General features: G+C 44.5%; 17 protein-coding genes. 12 read left to right on the top strand and 5 right to left on the bottom strand.

Going from position 1 to position 23,410, the window contains the following annotated elements; all coding sequences use genetic code 11:
- The first annotated feature begins 36 nt into the window (after window positions 1-36).
- From P2A85_RS11595 to P2A85_RS11580, 4 genes are all read left to right on the top strand, one after another.
- Complete coding sequence (locus tag P2A85_RS11595; protein WP_377481437.1) at window positions 37-789, top strand: polymorphic toxin-type HINT domain-containing protein; 753 nt, start codon at window positions 37-39, stop codon at window positions 787-789.
- An 11-nt stretch (window positions 790-800) separates the two neighbouring features.
- On the top strand, window positions 801-1,145 hold the full coding sequence (locus tag P2A85_RS11590; protein WP_377479978.1) for a hypothetical protein: 345 nt from the start codon (window positions 801-803) through the stop codon (window positions 1,143-1,145).
- 307 nt (window positions 1,146-1,452) lie between these two features.
- Window positions 1,453-2,382, top strand: coding sequence for a histone deacetylase (locus P2A85_RS11585; RefSeq protein WP_377479975.1), 930 nt, complete (start codon window positions 1,453-1,455; stop codon window positions 2,380-2,382).
- 37 nt (window positions 2,383-2,419) lie between these two features.
- Window positions 2,420-3,166: a hypothetical protein gene (locus P2A85_RS11580; protein ID WP_377479972.1), complete on the top strand. Its 747-nt coding sequence runs from the start codon at window positions 2,420-2,422 to the stop codon at window positions 3,164-3,166.
- Between the two features lie 71 nt (window positions 3,167-3,237).
- On the opposite strand, the gene P2A85_RS11575 is transcribed toward P2A85_RS11580, so the two are convergent.
- Window positions 3,238-3,570 carry a XisI protein gene (locus tag P2A85_RS11575; RefSeq protein WP_377479969.1) on the bottom strand — a complete coding sequence of 111 codons (333 nt, stop codon included), beginning with the start codon at window positions 3,568-3,570 and terminating at the stop codon, window positions 3,238-3,240.
- On the bottom strand, window positions 3,558-3,977 hold the full coding sequence (locus tag P2A85_RS11570; protein WP_377479966.1) for an element excision factor XisH family protein: 420 nt from the start codon (window positions 3,975-3,977) through the stop codon (window positions 3,558-3,560). Before P2A85_RS11570 ends, P2A85_RS11575 begins: the two co-directional genes overlap by 13 nt.
- A gap of 143 nt (window positions 3,978-4,120) precedes the next feature.
- On the opposite strand from P2A85_RS11570, the gene P2A85_RS11565 reads away from it, so the two are divergent.
- From P2A85_RS11565 to P2A85_RS11545, 5 genes are all read left to right on the top strand, one after another.
- Window positions 4,121-11,131 (top strand): putative Ig domain-containing protein, encoded by a 7,011-nt coding sequence (locus P2A85_RS11565; RefSeq protein WP_377481434.1) that lies wholly within the window; start codon window positions 4,121-4,123, stop codon window positions 11,129-11,131.
- A gap of 121 nt (window positions 11,132-11,252) precedes the next feature.
- Entirely contained in the window at window positions 11,253-12,122 is an 870-nt protein-coding gene (locus P2A85_RS11560) for a hypothetical protein (protein WP_377479963.1), read from the top strand.
- 12 nt (window positions 12,123-12,134) lie between these two features.
- Window positions 12,135-12,425, top strand: coding sequence for an RHS repeat-associated core domain-containing protein (locus tag P2A85_RS11555; protein WP_377479960.1), 291 nt, complete (start codon window positions 12,135-12,137; stop codon window positions 12,423-12,425).
- Complete coding sequence (locus P2A85_RS11550) at window positions 12,412-13,494, top strand: ankyrin repeat domain-containing protein (RefSeq protein ID WP_377479957.1); 1,083 nt, start codon at window positions 12,412-12,414, stop codon at window positions 13,492-13,494. The genes P2A85_RS11555 and P2A85_RS11550 overlap by 14 nt, the downstream gene beginning before the upstream one ends.
- Window positions 13,495-13,561: 67 nt before the next feature.
- On the top strand, window positions 13,562-13,843 hold the full coding sequence (locus P2A85_RS11545) for a hypothetical protein (protein ID WP_377479954.1): 282 nt from the start codon (window positions 13,562-13,564) through the stop codon (window positions 13,841-13,843).
- Here P2A85_RS11545 and P2A85_RS11540 read toward each other — a convergent pair.
- A complete protein-coding gene (locus P2A85_RS11540; RefSeq protein WP_377479951.1) occupies window positions 13,821-13,979 on the bottom strand; it encodes a hypothetical protein in 159 nt (52 codons plus the stop codon). The genes P2A85_RS11545 and P2A85_RS11540 overlap by 23 nt on opposite strands.
- Window positions 13,980-14,105: 126 nt before the next feature.
- Between P2A85_RS11540 and P2A85_RS11535 the strand changes: the two genes are divergently transcribed.
- A complete protein-coding gene (locus P2A85_RS11535) occupies window positions 14,106-14,813 on the top strand; it encodes a hypothetical protein (RefSeq protein ID WP_377479948.1) in 708 nt (235 codons plus the stop codon).
- A gap of 125 nt (window positions 14,814-14,938) precedes the next feature.
- On the opposite strand, the gene P2A85_RS11530 is transcribed toward P2A85_RS11535, so the two are convergent.
- The gene (locus P2A85_RS11530; RefSeq protein WP_377479945.1) at window positions 14,939-15,457 is read right to left on the bottom strand and encodes a DNA-binding protein; all 519 of its coding nucleotides are present in this window, start codon (window positions 15,455-15,457) and stop codon (window positions 14,939-14,941) included.
- Entirely contained in the window at window positions 15,454-15,900 is a 447-nt protein-coding gene (locus P2A85_RS11525; protein ID WP_377479942.1) for a DUF6932 family protein, read from the bottom strand. Before P2A85_RS11525 ends, P2A85_RS11530 begins: the two co-directional genes overlap by 4 nt.
- A gap of 152 nt (window positions 15,901-16,052) precedes the next feature.
- Here P2A85_RS11525 and P2A85_RS11520 point away from each other — a divergent pair, with 152 nt between their 5' ends.
- Window positions 16,053-22,799, top strand: a complete 6,747-nt coding sequence (locus tag P2A85_RS11520; RefSeq protein ID WP_377479939.1) for a putative Ig domain-containing protein — start codon at window positions 16,053-16,055, stop codon at window positions 22,797-22,799.
- Window positions 22,799-23,197, top strand: a complete 399-nt coding sequence (locus P2A85_RS11515) for a hypothetical protein (protein WP_377479936.1) — start codon at window positions 22,799-22,801, stop codon at window positions 23,195-23,197. Before P2A85_RS11520 ends, P2A85_RS11515 begins: the two co-directional genes overlap by 1 nt.
- The last annotated feature ends 213 nt before the right edge of the window (window positions 23,198-23,410 follow it).

Genomic DNA, 23,410 nt, shown 5'->3' with positions numbered 1-23,410 from the left:
TCATCGCAGACCTCACTCACCTTTGCTAAAAAGAGTATTGAGGATCTGAGGGTTGGGGATTGGGTAATTGCTGACGACCCGACTACTCCTGGGGGGATTGAGGCGAAAGAGGTTTTGGATACCTTTGAGAATGAGGCAACAGAGCTGTACGATCTGTATGTAGATGGGGAGGTGATTTCTACTACTGCGGAACATCCTTTCTGGGTGCCGGGTCAGGGTTGGGTGAAAGCTAAAGATTTGGTTGTTGGGTCGTTATTGCAGACGGATAAGGAGACGAAAGTTGATGTCGATAAGATAGAGCGACGCGAGGGGAATTTCAAGGTTTACAACTTTGAGGTGGAGGGATTCCCGACTTACTTTGTCTCGGAGTTGGGGATTCTGGTTCATAACACTTGTTTCGATCTTCCAGAACTCGAACTAGGAGAGTTCAAAGGGACGTTTTTTGCTACTGTCCCAGATGACCCAAGCGCTGTTATCAACATGGTTACACCCGAACCTGGTGTTGTTGTTGTGCCAACGATTTACAGAGGCAATCTACCACCTGGTAGTGGTGGACAATTCTTGGGAGAGGCATTGAAAGGGTTAAATATTACTCCTTCAAAACAACTCAAATTTCAAAGTATAGCAAATGAGGAAGTTCAAAGAGTATTTGAGGCGGGTGGAGATCCAGCTAGTAGCTCGCTTGGAAAAGCAGGAAGAAGAGCTCTTGAATACTTGGGTCTGACACCTAAAAGTTTCAGGTTTGAAAAAGTTGATGATGAGTTGAATTTAATAATTGATGTTAACTAGAGGAGGTTGAAATGAGTTATTTTATAGGTGAGGATTTGGAACTAATCGAAGCTTTGGTTTATCAGCCAGAGCTAAAGCCCTGTTACGATCCAATGCGAGATGCCTTAGTGTGGATGGATGAGTGGCCCAGAAGCATAAGTTCGGAGGGGCTTAAGAAGCTATGGCGACTTTGGGTGGCTCGCTCTTTTTTACACAGGGGAATTCCCTTCTCATCTTACAGGCTAAATCCTGATTTGCTCGAAAGGGTTTGGTCAGAAGCTCTAATGCAAGGATTTAAGTGGCCTGGGTTTAATCGTTTAGAATTAAGCCCAAAAGATAGAGAATATTATGAGGAACAAAGAAAAAATCCTTTCTAAGAGTTTTTCAGAGAGGTAGGAAATAATACCCTTTATCTAAAATCATGCTACTGTTGCATGGGCACAGCTTTCCAGAATCGAACCGTCATAATCGGGGATAGCAAAAGCGATACAACTAACGGAACTCCCCCATGTGGAGGGAAATTATGTTGCTAGAAAAATTTTAATAGTTAATGAGGATAAATCACTCTGTTAACGATCGGTTTAATTTGGCAGACAAGAGCAATTTCTTGAGTTCGGTCATTGTTACCGAAACAAAGTTATATAATAATTGTAGTTTAGTCATATTCAAGGCTATTGAAACTCAATGATTACCATTATTTACTCCGAACATTTCCTCGAACATCAAACCGGGTATATGCACCCTGAACAGCCCGAACGATTGACAACAATTGTAAATAGATTAAAAGCCTCAAAAGTTGCTGACTTAATTGAATGGGTCGAGCCTTCTTCTTCCAGAAATACAATCGAGGCAATCAAACAAGTTCATTCTATGACTTACATCGACTTGGTGAGTTCTTATTCTGCAAGAGGTTGGGGCTGCTTTGAGTCAACCCAAATTTTTCCGAAAAGCTTTGAAGTGGCGGTACTGGCTGTGAATGCTTGGTTAGATGGGCTTGATCGAGTTTGGATGCAAGGAAAACCTGTTTTCGTTTTAGCAAGACCTCCAGGACATCATGCACTCCCAGATGAAGGTATGGGGTTTTGCATTTTCTGCAACGCAGCCATTGCCGCTATTTACGCACTTGCTAATGAGAACATCAAGCGTGTTGGTATTCTAGATTGGGATGCCCATCATGGTAATGGAACCCAAGCTGCTATAGAAAGCTACCCTAACATCGCCTTCTGCTCGATTCATCAATCGCCCGGTTACCCGCACACAGGAACATCAAAAGAACAGGGCAAATTTAACAACATTTTGAATCTCCCTATAACCCCAGGTAGCACTATACAAAAATACCATCAATTGTTTGAAACCAAAGTTCTCCCCTTTTTCCAGAACTTTTGCCCAGATTTGCTTATTGTCAGCGCAGGGTATGATGCCAACCAAGCCGATTTACTGTCTAAAATCAATCTACAGCCCCAAGACTATGCTGCACTTACACAATACTGTCTAGAAATTACACCGAGGGTTATGTTTGGTTTAGAGGGTGGGTATGAATTAGACAGCCTTTCGAGTTCAGTCTTGGAGACAATTAGGCAATGTTTAAGTGGAAGTAACCATATGGAAGATTGAATATCCGATTGTACAAAAGCCATCCATCCAGTATAAAATGCAACAAAATCTCGCTCTACCAACAACCATGACACCTACAGTAACCATCCAAGAACTAGCCTTATCCCTCACTGCCAAAAACCACTCTCCCACGCTCCTCAACGCAGACTTCCTCAAATACAGCGGCATCGTTCCACCTGACTGGGAACTAGCCCGCCCCCCCATTTTTAGTCCCCAAATCTCCCAAATTGCCTTCACCAACGGCATCAACATCGTCGCCCAATCGAACGCCATCACCTTCATCGAATCTCTCTCTACAAAATCACAAGAAAACGCAAAAATTCCCGGTATCATCCGCAAATACGTTGAAGCACTACCCCGCACGGACTATCAAACTCTGAGCATCAATCCCAGAAGTTTCATCACCTTTGAAGGGGGAGATGAAAATGCTGCTCGCGAGTACATTACCTCCACTTTATTGTCGAAGGGAACTTGGTCTGATGTGGGGAAAGCTCCGGTCAAAGCTGCCGTTAATTTAGTTTACTCTCTGGAACAAGGAGAACTCAACTTGAGCGTTGCCGAAGCTTTGTTGCAACTGCAAGATGCCGAGCCAACTCCCGCAGTATTGTTTTCGGGGAGCTTCCAGTACGAAATAACCGGGGACTTGGAAGGCGAAAAACTGCAACGCTTGTACCAACTTCTGGAGAATTGGCAGCCGGATTTAGAAGCTTATCAAGAAATTGTCAACGAACGCTTTTTGGGGGTGAAAGAAGTTGAAGAGTTGGTGTCTGCATATAAAGATTAAGACTGTGGAGGCGTGAGCGTGCACCAATTTTCTTACCTGAAAGTACAGATAGAACAAACTTTCTCCATCCCCTAAACAACAGCAAACCCTGTAAACTGCCGCACGAAAGGAGAACGAAAAGCCAAAACAATATCGTTTTTAGGAACCCCTAGTTCTACCAATTCTTCCGCTAATCCTGCTTCCGTAAAATCCCGTTGAACCCAGATTTTATCATCTTTAATATCGATGTGAATCGGACATCCGTGAATCCGTTCTTCATCCCGCCAACCTACGTGCAGCAAGAGATAGCGACCCCGTTCTTCATCGAATACCGCCTCCATTTCAATAGAATCTTCACTACTTTGATAGCTTAAATATTGGGTCAGTAATTGTTTAACTAAATCCCGATAATTTAGTCTTTCCATAAAACAATCTCCTCTTGTTTTGGATTAAATACAATCAGTTTGAGCTGATGTTGTTCTACTGCTTCCTCAACAAACGAATCTGCAAAAAAGTCTCTATAGGTGTCTTGGGGGACTGCTAAATATAAAACTCTTTCGGATTCTACTTTTTGTAAGGCTAATCGATAGTTGAGATATTGACCCACTGCCATGTGAAACTCCGCGATAGTCGAGCGTCCGATAAAACTCTTAATCTCGACAGCTATTTGAATTTTTTGTCGTTCTGCTATTAATAATTTGTCGGCCGCCAAATCGATAAAAAACTCGGTTTGCCGACTGAGTTTCAAAAATAGTGGATCGTGAATAATCGTCCATCCGTCTTTTTCTAAAGCCGATCGAACAATCTGGTGAAACACATCCTTGGCTGGCATAAAAATATTTTAGACCTTCTTCTATAAAAGAGCAATTGTTCTCAGACAAGAATCGACTAGCAACCCTTAAATTATACCTGCTTAGTGGCAGTATCCCATACAACGACGACTTAACCTTCGATTTAGCAGTCGCCCCCAAAGGTATGGCAGTTGCCCCCAACGGTACAATATCTTGGCGTCCCCCACTGTCAGCAGTCGGCACCCACGATATCATTGTCAGAGTCAATGACGGCAGAGGCGGCACCGACTTACAAGCATTCAAAATCCAAGTCACCCCCGGAAACAACGCCCCCGTTTTCACGAGTCAACTACCACAAAACATCAATCCCGCCGTCAACCAACCCTTCCAATATCAAGCCAAAGCCATAGACTTAGATGGAGACACAATTACCTACTCCATAATTCCCAATTCCAGCAAACCTGTCACCCCCACCAACGCCACAATCAACCCCACCACCGGAGTCGTAAATTGGACTCCCACAACCGCACAACAAGGAGGCGCATTCAATTGGGTTTATGCCGGCGAAATCGAACCTTGGGAAATTTTAATTAAAGCAACAGACAACAAAGGAGGAGAAGCATTCCAAAGAATCGAATTAACCGTCAGCCCAGCCGCCCCCAATCGAGCACCATCCATCACCTCAACTCCCCGCACAAACACCCGTTTGGGCAAAACATATTTCTATCAAGTAGAAGCCAAAGACCCCGACGGCAATCCCTTAACATATACTCTATTAAATCCGCCCGACGGCATGGCATTCGCAACGCCAGCTTCGACACCCGCCGGCATGACATTCTCCGAAGGATTGATTAGTTGGACTCCCGGAATCTCGCAACAGGGAACCTATCCAATAACCGTCAGAGTTAGCGACGGTTTGGGAGGAACTGCTACTCAAACATTCAATCTAATTGCCGATAATATTACCAACAATCGCGCACCGAGTATCGATTCTACTCCCGCAGAGCAAATTACTAATCTAGCCAAGCTTTATCAATACAATTTGACGGGTAGCGATGCGGATGGAGACAGGTTGCTGTGGAGTTTGGACAAAGCACCATCCGGGATGATTATTGACCCCCTATCCGGTTCTTTACGCTGGCAGCCTAACGCAGAACAAATTGGCGAACATACCATCTCTGTACGAGTAATTGACGGCAACGGCGGTTATGCAGTTCAAGAATTCAGTCTGGCTGTCAGGGGAATTAATACGCCACCTACTATTGTTTCTAATCCTCCAACTAAAGCTGCAACAGGACAAGTTTATAGTTATGCAGTTGCGGCCTCTGATTTGGAAAATGACCCGCTGACTTTCAGTTTAGTCAGCTATCCCGTCGGCATGGCAATTGACAGCAACGGCAGGATTCAATGGACTCCGAATTCTACTCAAATCGGGCAGCATTCTGTGGAAGTTGCGGTGACTGACAAGCAGGGGGCAATTGCTACTCAAACTTTTACTGTCACTGCGGGAACTACTGCTATCAATCTTCCCCCAACAATCACTTCCACACCTGCATTCACAGCCTCACCAGGACGGGCTTACAGCTATAAGGTACAAGCAACTGATGCTGATGGTACTATCTCGCAATACCAGTTATTGCAATCTCCTACTGGGATGACAATCAATTCAGCTACTGGTGCGATTACTTGGAACAATCCTGTTGCTGGAAATCATCAAGTGGTAGTCGGGGCTGTTGACAATTCGGGTACGGGTGCAGCCCAAGGTTTTGAGTTAATTGCCAGGGCTAATTCACCAGCGGTTGTGCCAACTATTCCGATTCAATCTGTTTCGCCCGGTGCAAGTTATCGTTACGATTTGAAGGCGAGTGATAGCAATGGAGATTTGTTGACTTTTGCTTTAATTCAATCTCCTAGTGGCATGACTGTTGATGAATTGGGGCGGATTAGTTGGCAGCCAACTGCTGCGAATATCGGCACTCATCCGGTTGAGGTTAAGGTGACTGATACTTTTGGGGAAAGCGTTACTGTTTCTTACAATTTAAGCGTTGTCGCCGATACTGTTGCGCCGAAAGTAAGTTTAATTGCAAGCAAGAATGCAGCTAATGTTGGGGAATCGGTAACGTTTACAGTCAATGCTGTAGATAATGTCAAAGTCGAGTCTTTGGGATTGACAATTAACGGCACTCCGGTTGTCATAGATGCACAAGGCAAGGCAACTGTCAAGTTAAATAATTCAACTCCAATCACAGCAGTTGCAACAGCTAAAGATGCGGCTGGGAATGTAGGGAATGCGACTCAAACTGTAGCAGCAATTGACCCCACCGATGTCAATGCGCCTGTTATAAATATCGCCCTGGAAGATGATGCAGAAATCACCGCGCCCTTCAATATTACTGGCACGATTTCTGACAGCAATTTAGCTTACTATACATTGGAAGTAGCCCCGGTTGGTGGCGGGCAAATTCCGGGCGATGGCGGAGGATTTAAGGAGGTTTATCGGGGAACTGCTGCTGTCAGCAACGGAACGGTTGCGACATTCGACCCGACTGTTTTGGCTAACGGCGCTTACGTTCTCAAATTCACTGCATTTGACGCTAACGGTAACGGTTCTACTACTGAAAGGACGGTGAATGTTGCTGGTGATTTGAAGTTGGGGAATTTCCGCTTATCTTTTACTGATTTGACGGTTCCGGTGGCGGGAATTCCGATTAACGTGACTCGAACTTACGATTCTTTGAATGCGAATAAGGGCGATGATTTCGGCTACGGCTGGCGGATGGAATTCCGGGATACTGATTTGAAGACTTCGCTAAAAGCTGACCCGACTTACGAAGAATTGGGCATCAATACCGTACCCTTTGACAGTAAGACTAAGGTGTTTATTACGTTACCTGGTGGGAAGCGGGAAACCTTTACTTTTAAGCCGAAATCGCACCATTTGAACGCTTATTTAGGAGCTGCCGGGCCGGGCGCTGCCATGTACAAACCTGCGTTCGAGTCTCAGAAAGGTTCGACGGTGACTCTGACTGTCAAGGATGCGAATTTAGTCAGAAACGAGTACGGCGAATATTACGGAGTAAACGGACAACCTTTCAATCCCGAAAACCCTGCTTTTGGTGGCATCTACATACTGACTACTCAAGAGGGATTGGTTTACGAGATTGATGCGAAGTCTGGGGATTTGCTGACGGCTACTGATGCTAACGGCAACAAGCTGACTTTTAGCGATGCGGGGATTCAAAGTTCTAGCGGTAAATCGGTGACTTTTGAAAGGGATGCGGCGGGGAGAATCGTCAGCGTTGTTGACCCGGATGGCAAAAAGGTTAAGTATCAATATGACGCCAAAGGCGATTTAATTGCCACCACCGACCAAGAGCAAAACAAAACAGAATTTGTTTACAATACCGATCGACCTCACTATTTAGAAAAAGTCATCGACCCGCTAGGAAACACGGGAGTAAAAACAGAATACGACGACAAAGGTCGATTGAAGAAAATAATTGACGCAGACGGCGACCCCGTAGAGTTGATTTACGACCCAGACAACTCAATTCAAACCGTTAAAGATGCCTTTGGCAATCCCACTACCTATGTCTATGATTCGCGCGGCAATGTTGTCAAACAAGTCAATGCGTTAGGTCAGGAAACTAACTTCAAGTACGACGATAACAACAATTTAATCGAAACAAAAGATGCCGCCGGATTGGTAGCAAAATACACCTATGATGCTAGCGGCAACCTCCTATCCCGTACCGAACCCTACTGCGGTTGTCCGGGTACGGTGCCTGGAATCACCCGCTACACTTACAACAAATACGGTCAGCCTACATCGATTGTAATGCCCACAGGAACTTCCCTGCATATGGAGTACGATCGCGCTGGCAATATGCTAAAAATGCGGGATGGACTCGGCAATGTCATCCAATCCTACGTCTACGATTCCCAAGGTCGAGTCGTTCAAGAAACCGATACCTTCGGCACTACTTATTACGGCAATTTCGATGCTTTTGGCAATCCCCGCTGGATGAAAGATGCGTCGGGTAACGAAACAAGAATGACTTACAACGCTAAAGGTTTGTTGGAAACCATGACTGAAAATGGCGTTACCTCCACCTTCTTTTATGACGGATTGGGACGGCAAACAAAAGCTGACTACGGTGACGATTTATGGGTAGAATACGATTATGAAGGAGCAAGGTCAGATTGGACGGCAATAGAAGCGCCAACTATCGGTCGCATCGAACGCAAGTTTACTGATGATGGCAAGTTGGGAGGTTGGGTGACGAGCGGCGGCGGCGAGATTAAATTTACCTACAATGAAGCAGGTCAGTTGGAAACGGAAACTGACCCTAACGGTAGCGTTACCCGGTACGGCTACGACTCAATTGGCAGGGTGAAAAGCGTTAAAGATGAATCGACGGGAGTGGAAACTATCTACCATTACGACACGCTGGTAGGCGTTGACCCCGACCCCGGCGTGGCTGATAATTTGACCGGCAAGCTAGCAGGAAAAACTGTGGTTTTGGATGCAGGTACCAGCTACACGACCAGCTATACTTACGACGAAAACGGCCGGATGAAAACTACGACAGACCCGCGCGGTAATGTCTGGAAGTACCGCTACAATTCCAATGGAACGACAATTATCGACCCTCTGGGAAGAGAGACAACTTCGGTACAGTCGCCCAATTACTTGCCCGTGGAAACGATTTATGCCGACGGCACCAAGTCGAAAGTTGAGTATCTTTTCAGCAATAACTTGCAGGAAGCGAAAGATTATCCGACTCGAATTTTAGACCGGGGCGGGAACGATCGCAAGTTTACCTACGATAATTTGGGACGGTTGGAAACGGTTACGGATTTGGGCGATACTGTCTATACCTATCACTACGGTGAAAGCGGGTTGGAACGAGTTACCGGGCCGAATCAAGAAACTTTACTGTCCTATCAGTACGAAGATGGAAATCTCAAGAAAATTATCTATCCCGATGGCGGTGAAAAGGAATTTATTTACAACCCACTTACCAACCGCCTCGAACAAATAAAGTTGCCCAGCGGAGTAACGGTAAGTTACCAATACGATAGTGCGGGACTGGAACAGCGGCGGGTTTCTTCTTTGGATGGAGAGGTTACTTCTATTTGGAATCCTCAAACGGGTCAGCTTTTAAGCATGACGGATGCTGCGGGAACGACTGTCTATCACTACGACCCCGATACGGGCGCGCTGGCAGGTTTGGATTATCCTAACGGTGGCAGCATTAGCTACCAACGAGATGGTTTGGGTCGAGTTGAGAAGGTTGTCGTTAAAGCTGATAAGAATGCGCCTGATTCTACTGCTTACACAACCGAATACAGGTACGATGCGAATGGCAATGCGGATCGAGTGAAGGCAACTTCCCCCGGCGGTCAAGTGTTAGAAACTGCGATGGTTTACGATGCAGTAAATCGTCTCAAAGAACGGACTTTGCCGAATGGGGTGAAGACGGTTTACCAGTATCAGGATAAGACTGATTTGGTTGAGAAGATTACTCATTTTGCTCCTGATGGGGTGACGGTGTTGGCTTCTGTTGCTTACGAACGTAAGGGCATTGGAGAACCGACTAAGATTACCAGGGAAGATGGTTCTTATGTCAGGTTGGAGTACGATGCTTCGCTGCGGGTGGATAAGGAAAGTTATTACAGTGCGGCTGGGGTTTTGTTGCAGGAGATTGATTACGGTTACGATGCTGCTGGCAACCGTCAAGTTGTATCGAACGGTTTGGCTGCGGGGACTTACAGTTACGAGAATGTCAATCAGCTTACTTCGGTAACGAATGGGGCGAATGTGGAGACTTATACTTATGATGCTGGGGGACGGGTGGATGTTGTTAGCAGAAATGGGGTGATTCGGGATTTTGATTACAATACTGATAATTTGATTTCGCAGGTGAAGGATAATGCCGGGAATGTGTTAGTTGAGTACGAGTATGATAGTTCCGGCCGGAGAGTTGAGAGCAAGAGTGCGGCGGGTGAAAAGGATTATATTGTTGCGCCTTCTATGGGTGATGGTTTGGAGTCGCCGCAGTTGGTAATGGATGGGAATGGCAATCCTTTGGGTGCTTATGTTTATGCGGGAAATCAGCCGTTGATGCGGTTTGATGCAAGTGGGAATCCGGTTTATTATTTGACTGATGCGATGGGTTCGGTGATTGGGTTGGCGGGTGCTAGCGGTCAAGGTGTTGCTAAGTTTAACTACGATAGTTTTGGCAACCTAAAAAGTTCGTCTGGGACAGCAGCTTCTTTACCTGGGAATGCAGGTGGGGATTTCCGGTTCCAGGGACAGTGGTTGGATGAGGCGACTGGGCTGTACAATTTCCGGGCGCGGTATTACGATCCTGAAACGGGGCGGTTTATGAGTTACGATCCGATCGATTTGATTGAGATGGAACCGGAAAGCAGCAATCCTTATCAGTTTGTTTACAACAACCCTCATGTTTATAGCGATCCGACGGGGATGTTTTCGATTATGGAACTTAATTCAGTAATAAGTGTACAAGATGCCTTGGCTTCTATTAACACCTACGCAAAAGCTCAAGCAAAAGACTACGTTTTGGACAAATTGGGAGAAACCACAGGTAATATTGTAATGAGTGCCCTCAGCAATTTTATGCCGGGTACAGACCTGGCAAAAGGTCTTCTTGAAGCCCTTGATGGTAACATATTTGAAGACTTTTTAGCCGACACAATGTGCCAACATTTTGAGGGTATCCCTTTAATAAATAGTTTACGGTTTTTCCCACGAGTACAGATAGACGGAAGAGCTAACGGTGGTTTCAGTTGTCACAATTATAACGACCCTCAGAATCGTGCAATTGTAGAAGCTAATAGAGGAGGTGGCTCTCGCCCAGATTTTATATTTATAGAAGGTAACTATGTACCGAGAAACCCAAATTCATATCTCATCGGTGATATCAAATTGACTCAAGCTGCGGTGCGACGGGATATAATAGAAAACGATAACCAATGGCAAGCCATGTCTAACTACGCCACAAGATATCAGCTTTTCCCATTTGTTTCTTATATCTCATTACTAGAAGCCATGCCTGGGACACCTGGTGAGCGTGGTCGCGGGATATCAAAAACAGATAGACAAAAGATGGCGAGAGAAGCATTGCAACAAGGAGTAATTTTAGTTCTTGCTAACTTTATTGACTGAATAAAAGTTTTTTGCTCCCAGGGTGATATATAGACTGTTTGATGAGCAGAGCAAACACACACTAATAGTTAAATAATTGCTATATTCTTCAACTATTAGTTTTAAGAAGAATGGTGATTGTATGCCTAATGAGAACTACGAATATCATAAATTTCAAATAAACGGTCTCGAAAAATATAGTTTTTCTATTTCCCGACATTTGTCTTACGGGTACGATCGTAAAGGGGTTATCTGGCAGGAGCCGGAACTTACAGAAATGCAGAAAAGAGGAGCGATCGTCAAAGAATACCCTTATAAAGAGGTTTTGTGCGAACGGGCAGTTCTTGGGTATATACAAGAATGTTTGGATGGTTCAAGGCTGGCATCCACTGCATATTTCGAGCCCATAATGGAAATTTTGGGCTTTATCAGTCAATTTTATGCGGTGCGATTCTTGCATCAGATAATCAAAGTAAAATATCCGCAGGCAGTTGGCGATGTTCCTTCTCTACTTTCAGAGCCAGGCAAAACAGACCTACCGCTAAAAAAAGCAATAAACTATACACCAGATTCTCTTGAAAATTACACTTTTACTTTGAGTCAAAAATTAGACTGTGGATACGATAGGCAAGGACTTGTTTGGCAGGGATTGGAAGTTGAAGAAATGCGTAAAAAAGGATTAATAATTACAGCAGATTCTCGCCAAGGCGTTTTTTTTGAAAATATGCTTTTGGGCTATTTACAAGAATGCCTGGACGGTACTTGGTTGGCGCAGAGTTGCTATAATGCTTTCGATCTAGGAGATACAGCAGTTTTTGGCTTTGTTAATAAATTTTATGCCGTGCGATACCTGCATCAAGTAGTAAAAGCCAAGTATCCAAACGAGATTGGAGATTTTCTTTATGTTCCTTGGGAAAACAAAGAAGATGAAGGATACGGAACTATAGGCTATAATATAGCATCTCGTGGGTTCAAATTGTCTGTGAGCGATTTGCAATTGATAGAAAATTGATATTAGTAAGCTGTGGCTCGGTTTAACTACGATAGTTTTGGTAATTTGCGGAATGCTTCGGGGACAGCAGCTTCTTTGCCTGGGAATGCGGGTGGGGATTTTCGGTTCCAGGGGCAGTGGTTGGATGAGGCGACTGGTTTGTACAATTTCCGTGCTCGGTATTACGATCCTGAAACGGGGCGGTTTATGAGTTACGATCCGATCTATTTGATTGAGCTGTACCTCATATTTATGGAAATTGTTATTTTACCATACAGCAATATAAAAAACATTCGCTTCCAACCAAATCATGCAAATAATTAACAAACAGTTCGCCAATAATACTTTGTTTCAAGCAATTAAAAATGGGAATTTAGAAACAGTAAAAAGCTTACTAAACAGCGAACTTGATTTAGAGCAAAAAGACGAGTGCGGTTACAAACCTTTGCTGTTAGCAGTTAACTTTGGCAATATAGAAATTGCTAAACTTTTGCTTGAGGCTGGTGCTAGCCCTGATTTCTGCGACGCACAATCAATGGTAAATTCGATAGAAAATCGCAGACCCGATATTTTATTATTTTTAATTGAAGCAGGAATTGATATCAATCAAAGATTGGTAGAAAATGAAGATAAGACTGTTCTAATAGAAGCCGCCCGCGCTGGCGATATTAATACAGTCAAAACACTTGTCGAACATGGAGCAGATGTAAATGCTGTCAGCCGTAAGAATCACTTTGCTTTGATGAATGCAGCTTGTCAGGGATGGCAAAAAATATATGATTATTTAGCTCCCTTAACATCTCCTCAATTGCGTTCTCGGGCAGAAAAAGAACTCCCAGCCGGTTTGGCTTATCGAAAAAGGAAAGACGATAAATTGCTGGGTGAATTCATTACCGCAGCCGCCACAGGAGATATCGACACTGTACGAGCAGCTATTGAGAAAGGAGTGAATGTTAACGCATTTGGTGTAGACGGCTCGACAGCTTTATTTATAGCAGCCAATTGGGGTTATGTATCCATCGTTCGGGCTTTACTCGAAGCTGGAGCAAATGTAAATTTAGGAGCCGAAGATAATAGAGAAACTCCCTTAATAATTGCTGCGACCAGAACTGCATTGAAAAAAAATAAAGTGTATGTAGGTGAATTAGGTCAAGTAGAAGTCATTAAATTATTAATTGAAGCCGGCGCTAATGTTAATGCCAAAACTGATGAGGGTTGGACTGCATTAATAGCAGCGACCAATGCAGGAAGCGTTGAGGCAGTTGAGCTTTTACTTAAAGCAGGCGCAAACGCCAAACACAAGACCCGCACAAGAGAGACTGCATCCAGCAGGGCTTTGGAGGGAGGATATCAAGAAATTATTCAGCTTCTGAGAGCGGCTGGAGCTAAATAAGATTGAGTAAATGCGGGTATTGTACTTTTAGATAAAGAGTGATTCGATCGCTCGTTCAACAACAGGCTTGTGCAATTTCTGGGCTTGGTATCCTGGCAATGCCGAGCTCACAAAAAATCCTCTTCTTTCCTCGGCAATGCTGCTTCATGCAGAAGAAATTAAGAATATCGATCGCGCAACTCTCCCCCTGTACGAAGGCAACGATCGAATTATACAATATTATCCAACACCCTCTACAAACAGCCATGACACCAAAAATAACGATTCAAGAACTAGCAAGCTCCCATTTGTCAAATTAAATTGCTCGATCGTCAAAAGCGCTCTCGCTAGACGGTGCGATCGCGAGTAACTACGCTCACCCGACAAAACCGATTCGCGCGATCAGCACGCGCCACCAACATACTCGTACAGCCGATTTGAACCGCCGGCAAAAGAGGAGCATAAAATTTTACTTTGAAATTAGCTTCTCTTTCGTTCCCGTGCAACTGCTGGCAATCCCCGTTCCGCTCGCTGCGACTTTACATTCAGCACTCTCCTAACTTTCGCCTTCCCCCTGTACAAAGACAACTTACACAGTATAAAATGTAACATAACACGCTCTACCAACAACCATGACACTGAAAGTAACGATTCAAGAACTGGCGATCGCCCTCACGGCTAAAAACCACTCCCCCACCCTCCTCAACGCAGACTTCCTCAAATACAGCGGCATCGTCCCCCCCGACTGGGAACTAGCCCGCCCTCCCGTTTTCAGCCCCCAAATCTCTCAAGTTGCCTTCACCAACGGCATCAACATCGTCGCCCAATCGAACGCCATCACCTTCATCGAATCCCTGAGTGCAAAATCACAAGAAGATGTAAAAATTCCCGACATTATCCGCAAATACGTCGAAGCGCTACCCCGCACCGACTATCAAGCTTTGAGCATCAATCCCAGAAGCTTCGTCACCTTTGAAGGGGGAGATGAAAATGCTGCTCGCGAGTACATTACCTCCACTTTATTGTCGAAGGGAACTTGGTCTGATGTGGGGAAAGCTCCGGTCAAAGCTGCCGTTAATTTAGTTTACTCTCTGGAACAAGGAGAACTCAACTTGAGCGTTGCCGAAGCTTTGTTGCAACTGCAAGAAGCTCCACCAACTCCCGCAGTATTGTTTTCCGGCAGCTTTCAGTACGAAATTGCAGGGGAATTAGAAGGCGAGAAACTGCAACATTTGTACAAACTTTTGGAAAATTGGCAGCCAGATATAGAGGCTTACAGGGAAATTGTCAACAAGCAATTTTTAGGAGAGGAAATTGAAGAAGTGGCTGCTGTCGCGTAAAGAACGAGAGTGGAAAAAGCCGGGGTGCGAGTAATTCAAATCCCGCAACCGATCGAACATAAGTTAATGTTGTCTGAAGCTGCTTTGGAGGATTAATATCAGACCTAGTTTATACAACTTAACATTTATGATGCTTGAACTGTCAGGTTAACTTTTTCCTTACGCCATTTCCGAGCACTTTGCTTGACAGCTTCTATTTCCTCAAAATCTACTTTGATAACGGCGATTTCAAATTCTACGCCTAAAACCGTACTAACTTCGAGGAGTTCTACAAAACTAGCACATTGATAATCTGTATCTTCATACTCCCTAACTCGCCGTTCTTCAATCCCCAGTATTTGAGCTAGTTCTTGCTGACCGATTTGGGCTGCAATTCTCGCTTTAATTAAAGCATCTGGCAGCTTGTTTAGGCTCTCAATTTTAATTGAAATTGGCTGCCTTTGCAAGCAATTAACAAGGGTTTCATATTCAGCAATTTCTGCTTGTAAAGCCATCAAGTGAGATTGTTTGACATCGCGAGAAAGCTGCCAACCATCAGGGTCTTTTTTCTTCAGTTCTTCATCTCGCTCTAACGCCTCGATCGAACTTTCAAATCTGCGGGCGCATTCTCTGCTAGATTCATACTCTTTTTCATTTTTAATCATACTTCCCACCTTAATAAATTTATGGCTATAATTCCTTTGGGGTTTAACTCTCTATCGCGCAGAAAGAAATCTAAAGAAGTTAATCCGTAATCTCCTACAGGTTGATCCGAACGAAAGATTTCACCTTTATATTTTGATTTCTGTGCGCTACGATCTAAATTGTTCAGTAATTTAGGGGCATTTTTTCGGAGATAATCGTAATCCACGTCTTCCGGTTCCCAACACGCATCAAAATCACCTGGTTTTGCCTTGCTGGTAACAAAACTACCGTTAATATAAATAGTTCTACAGCCGGCTGCTTTTAATTGGGCTAGTGCCAACTCTAAACCATCTATCATTCGCCTCCTCGTAGAATTTGTACCAAATCTCTGTTTAAACTGCTCCCATTCGCAATAATGCACTCCTGGTGGTAGGTTGCCGTTCTCATCAAATTCTGGAATCATGCCCTCACACCTTTACATTTTAACACAATTTTCTTGTCTGCTTATAATGACTGTTAATTTACTCAGCATACCTCAATCATTAACAAAAAGCGATCGCTTTAGTAGTCAAGTAACTATGATAAAAACAACGAAGCGGTCAAGCTTTGCAGTTCGTGGAAGTAGAACTGATACCACCCAACAATCCTCCGGTCTTTACATCTGCTGCGCCGTCCAACCTCCAACCTCAAGCGGGTAAGCGCTTCGAGTATCGCGCGGTAGCGGAGGATGCTGACGGCGATAATATTACTTACACGATTTTACCCGGTGCACCGCAGGGTGCCGCAATTAACGCGACTACCGGACTGGTGACTTGGACGCCGACAGCAACTCAGTTGGGAACGAATTCTTTCACCGTCAAAGCCAGCGACGGTAAAGGTGGGGAAGCCAAGTTGGAAGTGCCGCTGCGGGTAATCGAAGCGATTCCCAACCGCCCTCCTGACATTACATCCACCCCCCGCACAGTAGCCCGCACCGGCAACGGGTATTTCTACAAACTCGCTGCAACCGACCCAGACGGCAATCCCATCACCTTTACTTTAGTTTCCAAGCCGGCTGGGATGACCGTTGATGCGGAGGGTTTAGTGTCTTGGATTCCCACAGCTTCGCAAACCGGCCCCATCGCAGTATCGGTGTTGGCTAGCGACGGCTTTGGGGGAAGCGATACTCAATCCTGGACTGTTAATGTCTCTAATTCGGCCGTTAACCGACCTCCAAGTATTACTTCGACACCGGATACGGTTACTAATTTGGAACGAGTTTACCGTTACCAGCTAACAGGAACCGACCCCGAAGGAGACTATTTGCTGTGGAGTTTGGATAATGCTCCCAAGGGTATGGTAATCGATGCTAAAACAGGCAGTCTTAGCTGGCAGCCAACTCCCGAACAAATTGGGGAACAGACTATTGCAGTGCGAGTGACTGATGCCCTTGGTTCTTATGTGGGTCAGGAATTCAGTTTAAAGGTAACAGGAATTAACACGCCACCTGCAATTGTTTCGGTTCCAGTCACAGTCGCCGGAATCAATCAAACCTACAAATATCAAGTAATCGGAACTGACCCGGAAAACGATGCCCTGCGTTATAGTTTGGGAACCAAACCTTCGGGCATGAAGATTGACCAAAAGACTGGTTTGATTGAATGGACTCCGGCTACTAATGCTGTAGGTTCTCTTGAAGTAGAGGTTTTAGCAACAGATACCCAGGGGGCGGTGGGGAATCAGAGATTTGCAGTATCTGTGGGCACTGCTGCTATCAATGGGCCTCCAACTATAGTTTCCAGCCCCGTGTTTGCAGCATCTTTGGGGAGTCCGTACAGCTATACAGTACAAGCGACTGACCCGGATGGTAACGCTTTAACTTATCAGTTATTGAAAGCACCAATGGGGATGGCAATTAATCCTGCAACTGGATTGCTAACTTGGGCTAATCCGATTGCTGGAAACCATCAAATAGTAGTCGGTGCTATAGATACTGGCGGCTTGGGGGCAGCCCAAGGTTTTACATTAACTGCGAGGGCAAATTCTGCGCCAGTTATTCCTACCGTACCTGCTCAGCAATCTGTTGCTGCGGGTGCTACTTATCGTTACGATTTGAAGGCTGCTGATGCTGAGGGAGATTTGCTTACTTACTCTCTGTTGCAATCTCCAACTAACATGACTGTTGATGAATTCGGTCGCATTAGTTGGCTTCCTAAATCGAATGATGTCGGCACGACTAAGCCAGTTCAAATTGCTGTCACTGATACATTTGGCAAGACTGTTACTGTTTCTTACAATTTAAGCGTTGTTGCCGATACTATCGCCCCTAAAGTCAACCTAATTGCCAGCAATAATACCGCTAATCTCGGAGATTCTGTCACCTTCACCGTCAATGCTGTCGATAACGTGAAAGTTGAGTCTTTAGGCTTAACTATCAACGGCACTCCGGTTGCTATAGATGCACAAGGAAAAGCAACTGTCAAGTTAAATAACTTAACTCCGATCACGGCAATTGCCACAGCACTAGATGCGGCCGGAAATGTGGGGAATGCGACTCAAGTTGTCAGGGCGATTGACACTAGCGATGTCAATGCGCCAATTATCAATATCAATTTAACGGATGATGTTGATGTTTCTGCACCTCTGGTAATTCGAGGTACGATAACTGATAGCAATTTAGATTACTATACTTTGTCAGTAGCCCCGGTTGGTAGCAGTCAATTTAAGGAGGTTTATCGGGGAACGACTGCTGTCACTAACGGCACGATTGCGACATTTGACCCCACTGTTTTAGCTAACGGGGCTTACGTTCTCAAATTCACTGCATTCGATGCTAATGGTAACGGTTCGACTACGGAAAGGACGGTGAATGTTGCGGGTGATTTGAAGTTGGGTAATTTCCGGTTATCGTTTACTGATTTATCGGTTCCAGTAGCGGGAATTCCGATTAATGTAACTCGAACTTACGATTCTTTGAATGCGAATTCTAGCGATGATTTCGGCTACGGCTGGCGGATGGAGTTCCGGGATACGGATTTGAAGACTTCGCTAAAAGCTGACCCGACTTATGAGGAATTGGGGATAAATACTGTTCCTTTTGATAGCAAGACTAAGGTGTTTATTACGCTTCCGGGTGGGAAGCGGGAAACCTTTACTTTTAAGCCGACTCCGCATCATCTGAATCAGTATTTAGGAGGGGCTGGGCCGGGTGCTCAGATGTTTAAACCTGCTTTTGAGTCTCAGAAGGGTTCGACGATGACTCTGACGGTTAAGGATGCGAATTTGGTGAGGAATGAGAACGGGTATTATGGGGTGAACGCACAGCCTTTTAATCCTGAAAATCCTGCTTTTGGTGGGGTGTATGTATTGACGACTAAGGAAGGATTGGTTTACGAGATTGATGCGAAGTCTGGGGATTTGTTGACTGCGACAGATAGCAATGGGAATAAGCTATCTTTTAGCGATGCGGGGATTAAGAGTAGTACGGGTAAATCGGTGACTTTTGAGAGGGATGCAGCGGGAAGGATTGTTAGTGTTGTTGACCCGGATGGCAAGAAAGTTAAGTACGAATACGATGCTAAAGGGGATTTGGTTGCTGTTCGGGATAGGGAGACAAATCGGACTCAGTTTAAGTATGAAGATGCAGGCAGGCCGCACTTTTTGACTGAGGTTATTGACCCTTTGGGAAGGAGTGGGGTGAAGACTGAGTACGACGAATCCGGCCGCCTCAAGCAGATGGTTGATGCGAATGGGTCGGCGGTTGAGTTGGTTTATGACCCGAATAATTCGATTCAGAAGGTTAAGGATGTTTTTGGCAAGGAGACGACTTATGTTTATGACAGTCGGGGGAACGTTTTAACTGAAATCGACCCGTTAGGGAAGCGGGTTGATAGGACTTTTGATGGGGATAATAATGTTCTGACTTCTACTGTTGTTACTCGGGAAACAATGAAAGTAGCAACTCCCACCGGGGAGAGAGAATTCGTAACACAATGGACTTACAACAATGAAGGACAAATCGAGTCGATTACCCAAGAAGACCGCACCATAGCCTACGAATACGAAGCCGGCCGCCAAAGTGCCAGCATCGAAAACAACCGCCGTAGCGAATACCGCTACAACTCCCAAGATAAATTAGTCGAAACCATCTATCCCGACGATACTCCTGCCACCAATTCCGACAATCCTCGGACTGTTACTCTCTACGATAAAGGCGATCGTCAAAGGGCAACCATCGATCGTGACGGGCGCGTTACCCACTACAAATACGACGATGCGGGACAACTAATTGAAACCATTTACCCCAACGATACGGCAAATCAAGTACAGCAACTGCTGAACGCTATTTCTCCGGGTACAACTCCCCAATCTGTTGACTGGACAACTATCGTTTATCCCGATACTACTCCTGCTTATTTAGCCAGCAATTCCCGCACTCTAACCGAATACTACAAAAACGGGCGAGTCAAAGCCGAAATCGATATTGACGGCAAGCGTACCGAGTACGAATACGATGCAGCAGGCCGCGTCAGTCTCACTCGTTTTGATGCTACCAATTACATCACCTATACCTACGATACAGTTGGCAACCGCAAAACTGAAACCATTTTTGCTGAAGGAATTTCGACGACTACTGTTTACAACTCTGAAGGTTTGGTAACAGCAGTTACTGACGTTAACGGCAAAACCACTCAGTTTGAATATGACGGTAAACGACAACTAAAAGCTGTTGTCGATGCAGCGCTGAAACGTACCGAATACGAGTATGATAATGCTGGAAATTTAAGCAGCGTTAAGGATGCTAACAATCAAGTAACGACTTATGAATACGATGATAAAGGTCGCCGCAAAACAATAATCCGACCGGATAACAAGCGTTCTACTTTTGTTTACGATGATGTTGCTAACACTGTCACGATTACGGATTTTAATAACAAGACGGTTAAGTATACTTACAACGACCAAAATCAAGTTATTGCTAAGCAGTATCAGAATGTCAGCGGTGCAACTGTTAGCGTTACTTACGCTACAAATGGGTTGGAAGAAACAATTACTGACAGTCGGGGTGCAACTGTTTATAAATACGACAGTTTGGGGCAGTTACTTTCTCGCAAAGACCCTGCAGGTCCTTATCTTGCCAGCGGTAATTCGATCGAATACAAGTACGAAAGCGGGCAAGTTAGTGAGGTTAAGACTCCGACTCGCACTACGAACTATACCTACTATCCTGAAGGAGATTATGAGGGTCGGTTAAAGACAGTCAGCACTCCAGACATGGGTACGGTAACGTATGTCTACTACCCGGATGGAAATCTGTGGAAAACTTCCTATTCCAACAATTTACTTGAGACTCGCACCTACGACAATTTTGGCAGGTTGGATGTGGTGAAAACTGCCAAGATTGACCCGATGACTCAGCAAGAATTGCAGGTAATTTCCACTTTCGATTATTTGGTCGATGCTGTGGGCAATCGCAAGGAAGTAATCGAACAAAGCGGGCGGAAAGTTGAGTACAAATACGATGATTTGCATCGGTTGTTGGAAGAAAAGATTACTAACGATCCGAATGGGAACAATCGGGTTGTCAGTTACACTTACGATGCTGTTGGCAATCGTTTGACTAAGACTGATTCTGTGAGTGGGGTAACTACTTATACTTACAACAATTTGAATCAGCTCGATTTCTTGAGTGCGTCGGGAGTGGTTACCAATTACACTTACGATGACAGTGGGAATTTGGTTTCTGAGGTAACGGGCAGCAATTCTACTGTTTATCGGTGGGAGAACGATGGCGAGAATCGGTTGATGGGAGTGACAGTTACTGAGGGTGGAGTTACTCGGAATGTTGCTTATCAATATAACGCTCAGGGGATTCGAGTTGGCAAGGTTGTTGATGGGGTAGAGACTCGTTATTTGATTGATGATGAGTTGCAGCCTTATTCTCAGGTTTTGGAAGAGTATGATGCTGCGGGGAATCCGAAGAATTCTTATGTTTACGGGTACGATTTGGTTGGGAAGTTACAGGGAAGTCAGCCGTCGTTTTATCACGCTGATGGGTTGGGTTCGACTCGGTTGGCGACTAATAATTTGGGGGCAGTTACTGATAGTTATGCTTATGATGCTTACGGCAATTTAATTGCTGCGACGGGTGTTTCTAGTAATGCTTATTTGTTTGCTGGAGAACAGCGGGATAGTGAGACTGGATTGGATTATTTAAGGGCGAGGTATTATGACCCGTTGGTGGGGAGGTTTGTTTCGGCTGATGCTTATGAGGGTACGCTGAATGACCCGATGAGTTTGCACGATTATCAGTACGCTCATGCTAATCCGGTGGTTAATACTGACCCTAGCGGGTATATGACCAATATGAGTGAGTTATTGGGTAATATGGCTGCGTATTCTGTGTTGGCTGGGTTGAGTTATACGACTGGGGCTGCTGTAGCAACAGTGGCTGGAGGAGGAAGCATGGGGGATGCAGTTGCTAAGTACGATCAGTTTTTTGCTGGTTTAACAGATGCTTTGACCTTTGGAATTAGTTCGAATCTTCGGGAATTAGTTTATGGAAAAACAGCGACAAATAATCACAGAGGAATTTTCTTTAACTTAGGTCGGCTAAGTGGAGCAGTTGCCAGTATGTGGGTTGGCTCCAAAGGTGCTACACTTCGTGAACTCAGCTCGGCTAACTGGGTAGCAAAGGCAGCTCTAGGCTACGATATATTTGGTGCCGGGCTTGGAATGGTTCAAAGCACACTAAATGTTGCGAAAGGTAAATCTACTTGGCTGGACATTCTGGCTTTTCTTCCCTTGGCTACTTGGTTCGCCATTAATTACAAAGTTACCCGCAATGGATTAAGCTACGGCATTAATGGTGGTGATTTCAACATAACACCTAGAGATATCAGACCCAACAGCGAACTGTTTAGTGACTTGATAAAAGATAAGGATCGTGTTACTCTTGAACTGTTTGGAGGTCAAGAAGGCATGATACCTGGTGCGATCAATATTGACATTGTTGCAAAACAAGGTATCAAAGCTGATATCCTAGCAGAAAAACTCACCTTCGTTGCTGACAACAGTGTTGATGAGATAATTACATTTAATCCCTTTATACCTCCAGAAGTAGGCGGTACAGGAATAAGGGATTATCTACCAGAAGCAGCAAGAGTTCTCAAGCCGGGAGGTACAATTACTATTAGTGGATCGAAAAACAATAAATATACCAAAATTACAGCGTCACTTTTGGACGAACTCGGTCTTGAAGTTATAGAAAAACAAATTCCTTTACCGGAGCGTTTTTCTCAATATAAATTTTTTCAAGTAGATGGAATTACCGAAGTGCCTAGAGATAGAATTTTGACTACAACATTAAGGAAAAAAGGATAATGGCAATTATCAAGGGCTATTTCGAGGGATTTCATTTTTCCGAGTGTAAAATAGAAAAATTTGAGTTTATTGGAGAGGATTTGATAGTTAATATCAAATCTGAATTAGCAGTTTATCCACCTCATCCATTGGCAGGCAAGCATAAATTTTTAGATCCTTGTAAGGTTGAGTTCAAAAACATTAAATATTCCCGGCAAACGTTTGATGAGTATGATGAAGAAGCAAGAGAATACAACAAAGAAGAGCAAGAATTTATTACAGAGTTCAGTCCAGGGGTTACATCTAATATTGAGTATGAAGAGTATGGTATTGAGGGGTTTTTGCTCACTCCCAAAAAAGGATGGGTGACATTTGACATCATTGCTGAAGAATTTTATTTTGACGATTTGAAGGATTGATTATGGAATGATATAGTAACTTGGTCATTAAAAAAGTTTACAAAAGTCCCTGATTCAATTCTAGCTTGGTTAAATCTCTGAGTGCTTGAGAAGTGAATTCCGTTGCTGCCCGAATTTTCTAATTTAACTTTCCGTCGCATCCATGCAAGTTAAATAGTTATTTTTTCTGGTTTGAGACTTGAGCATTCTCTTTTTTAAGAGAGCATTTCTCTG

This window comes from Microcoleus anatoxicus, assembly GCF_042465725.1.
Lineage (GTDB): Bacteria > Cyanobacteriota > Cyanobacteriia > Cyanobacteriales > Microcoleaceae > Microcoleus > Microcoleus anatoxicus.
This window is presented reverse-complemented; position numbering and strand designations above follow the sequence as displayed.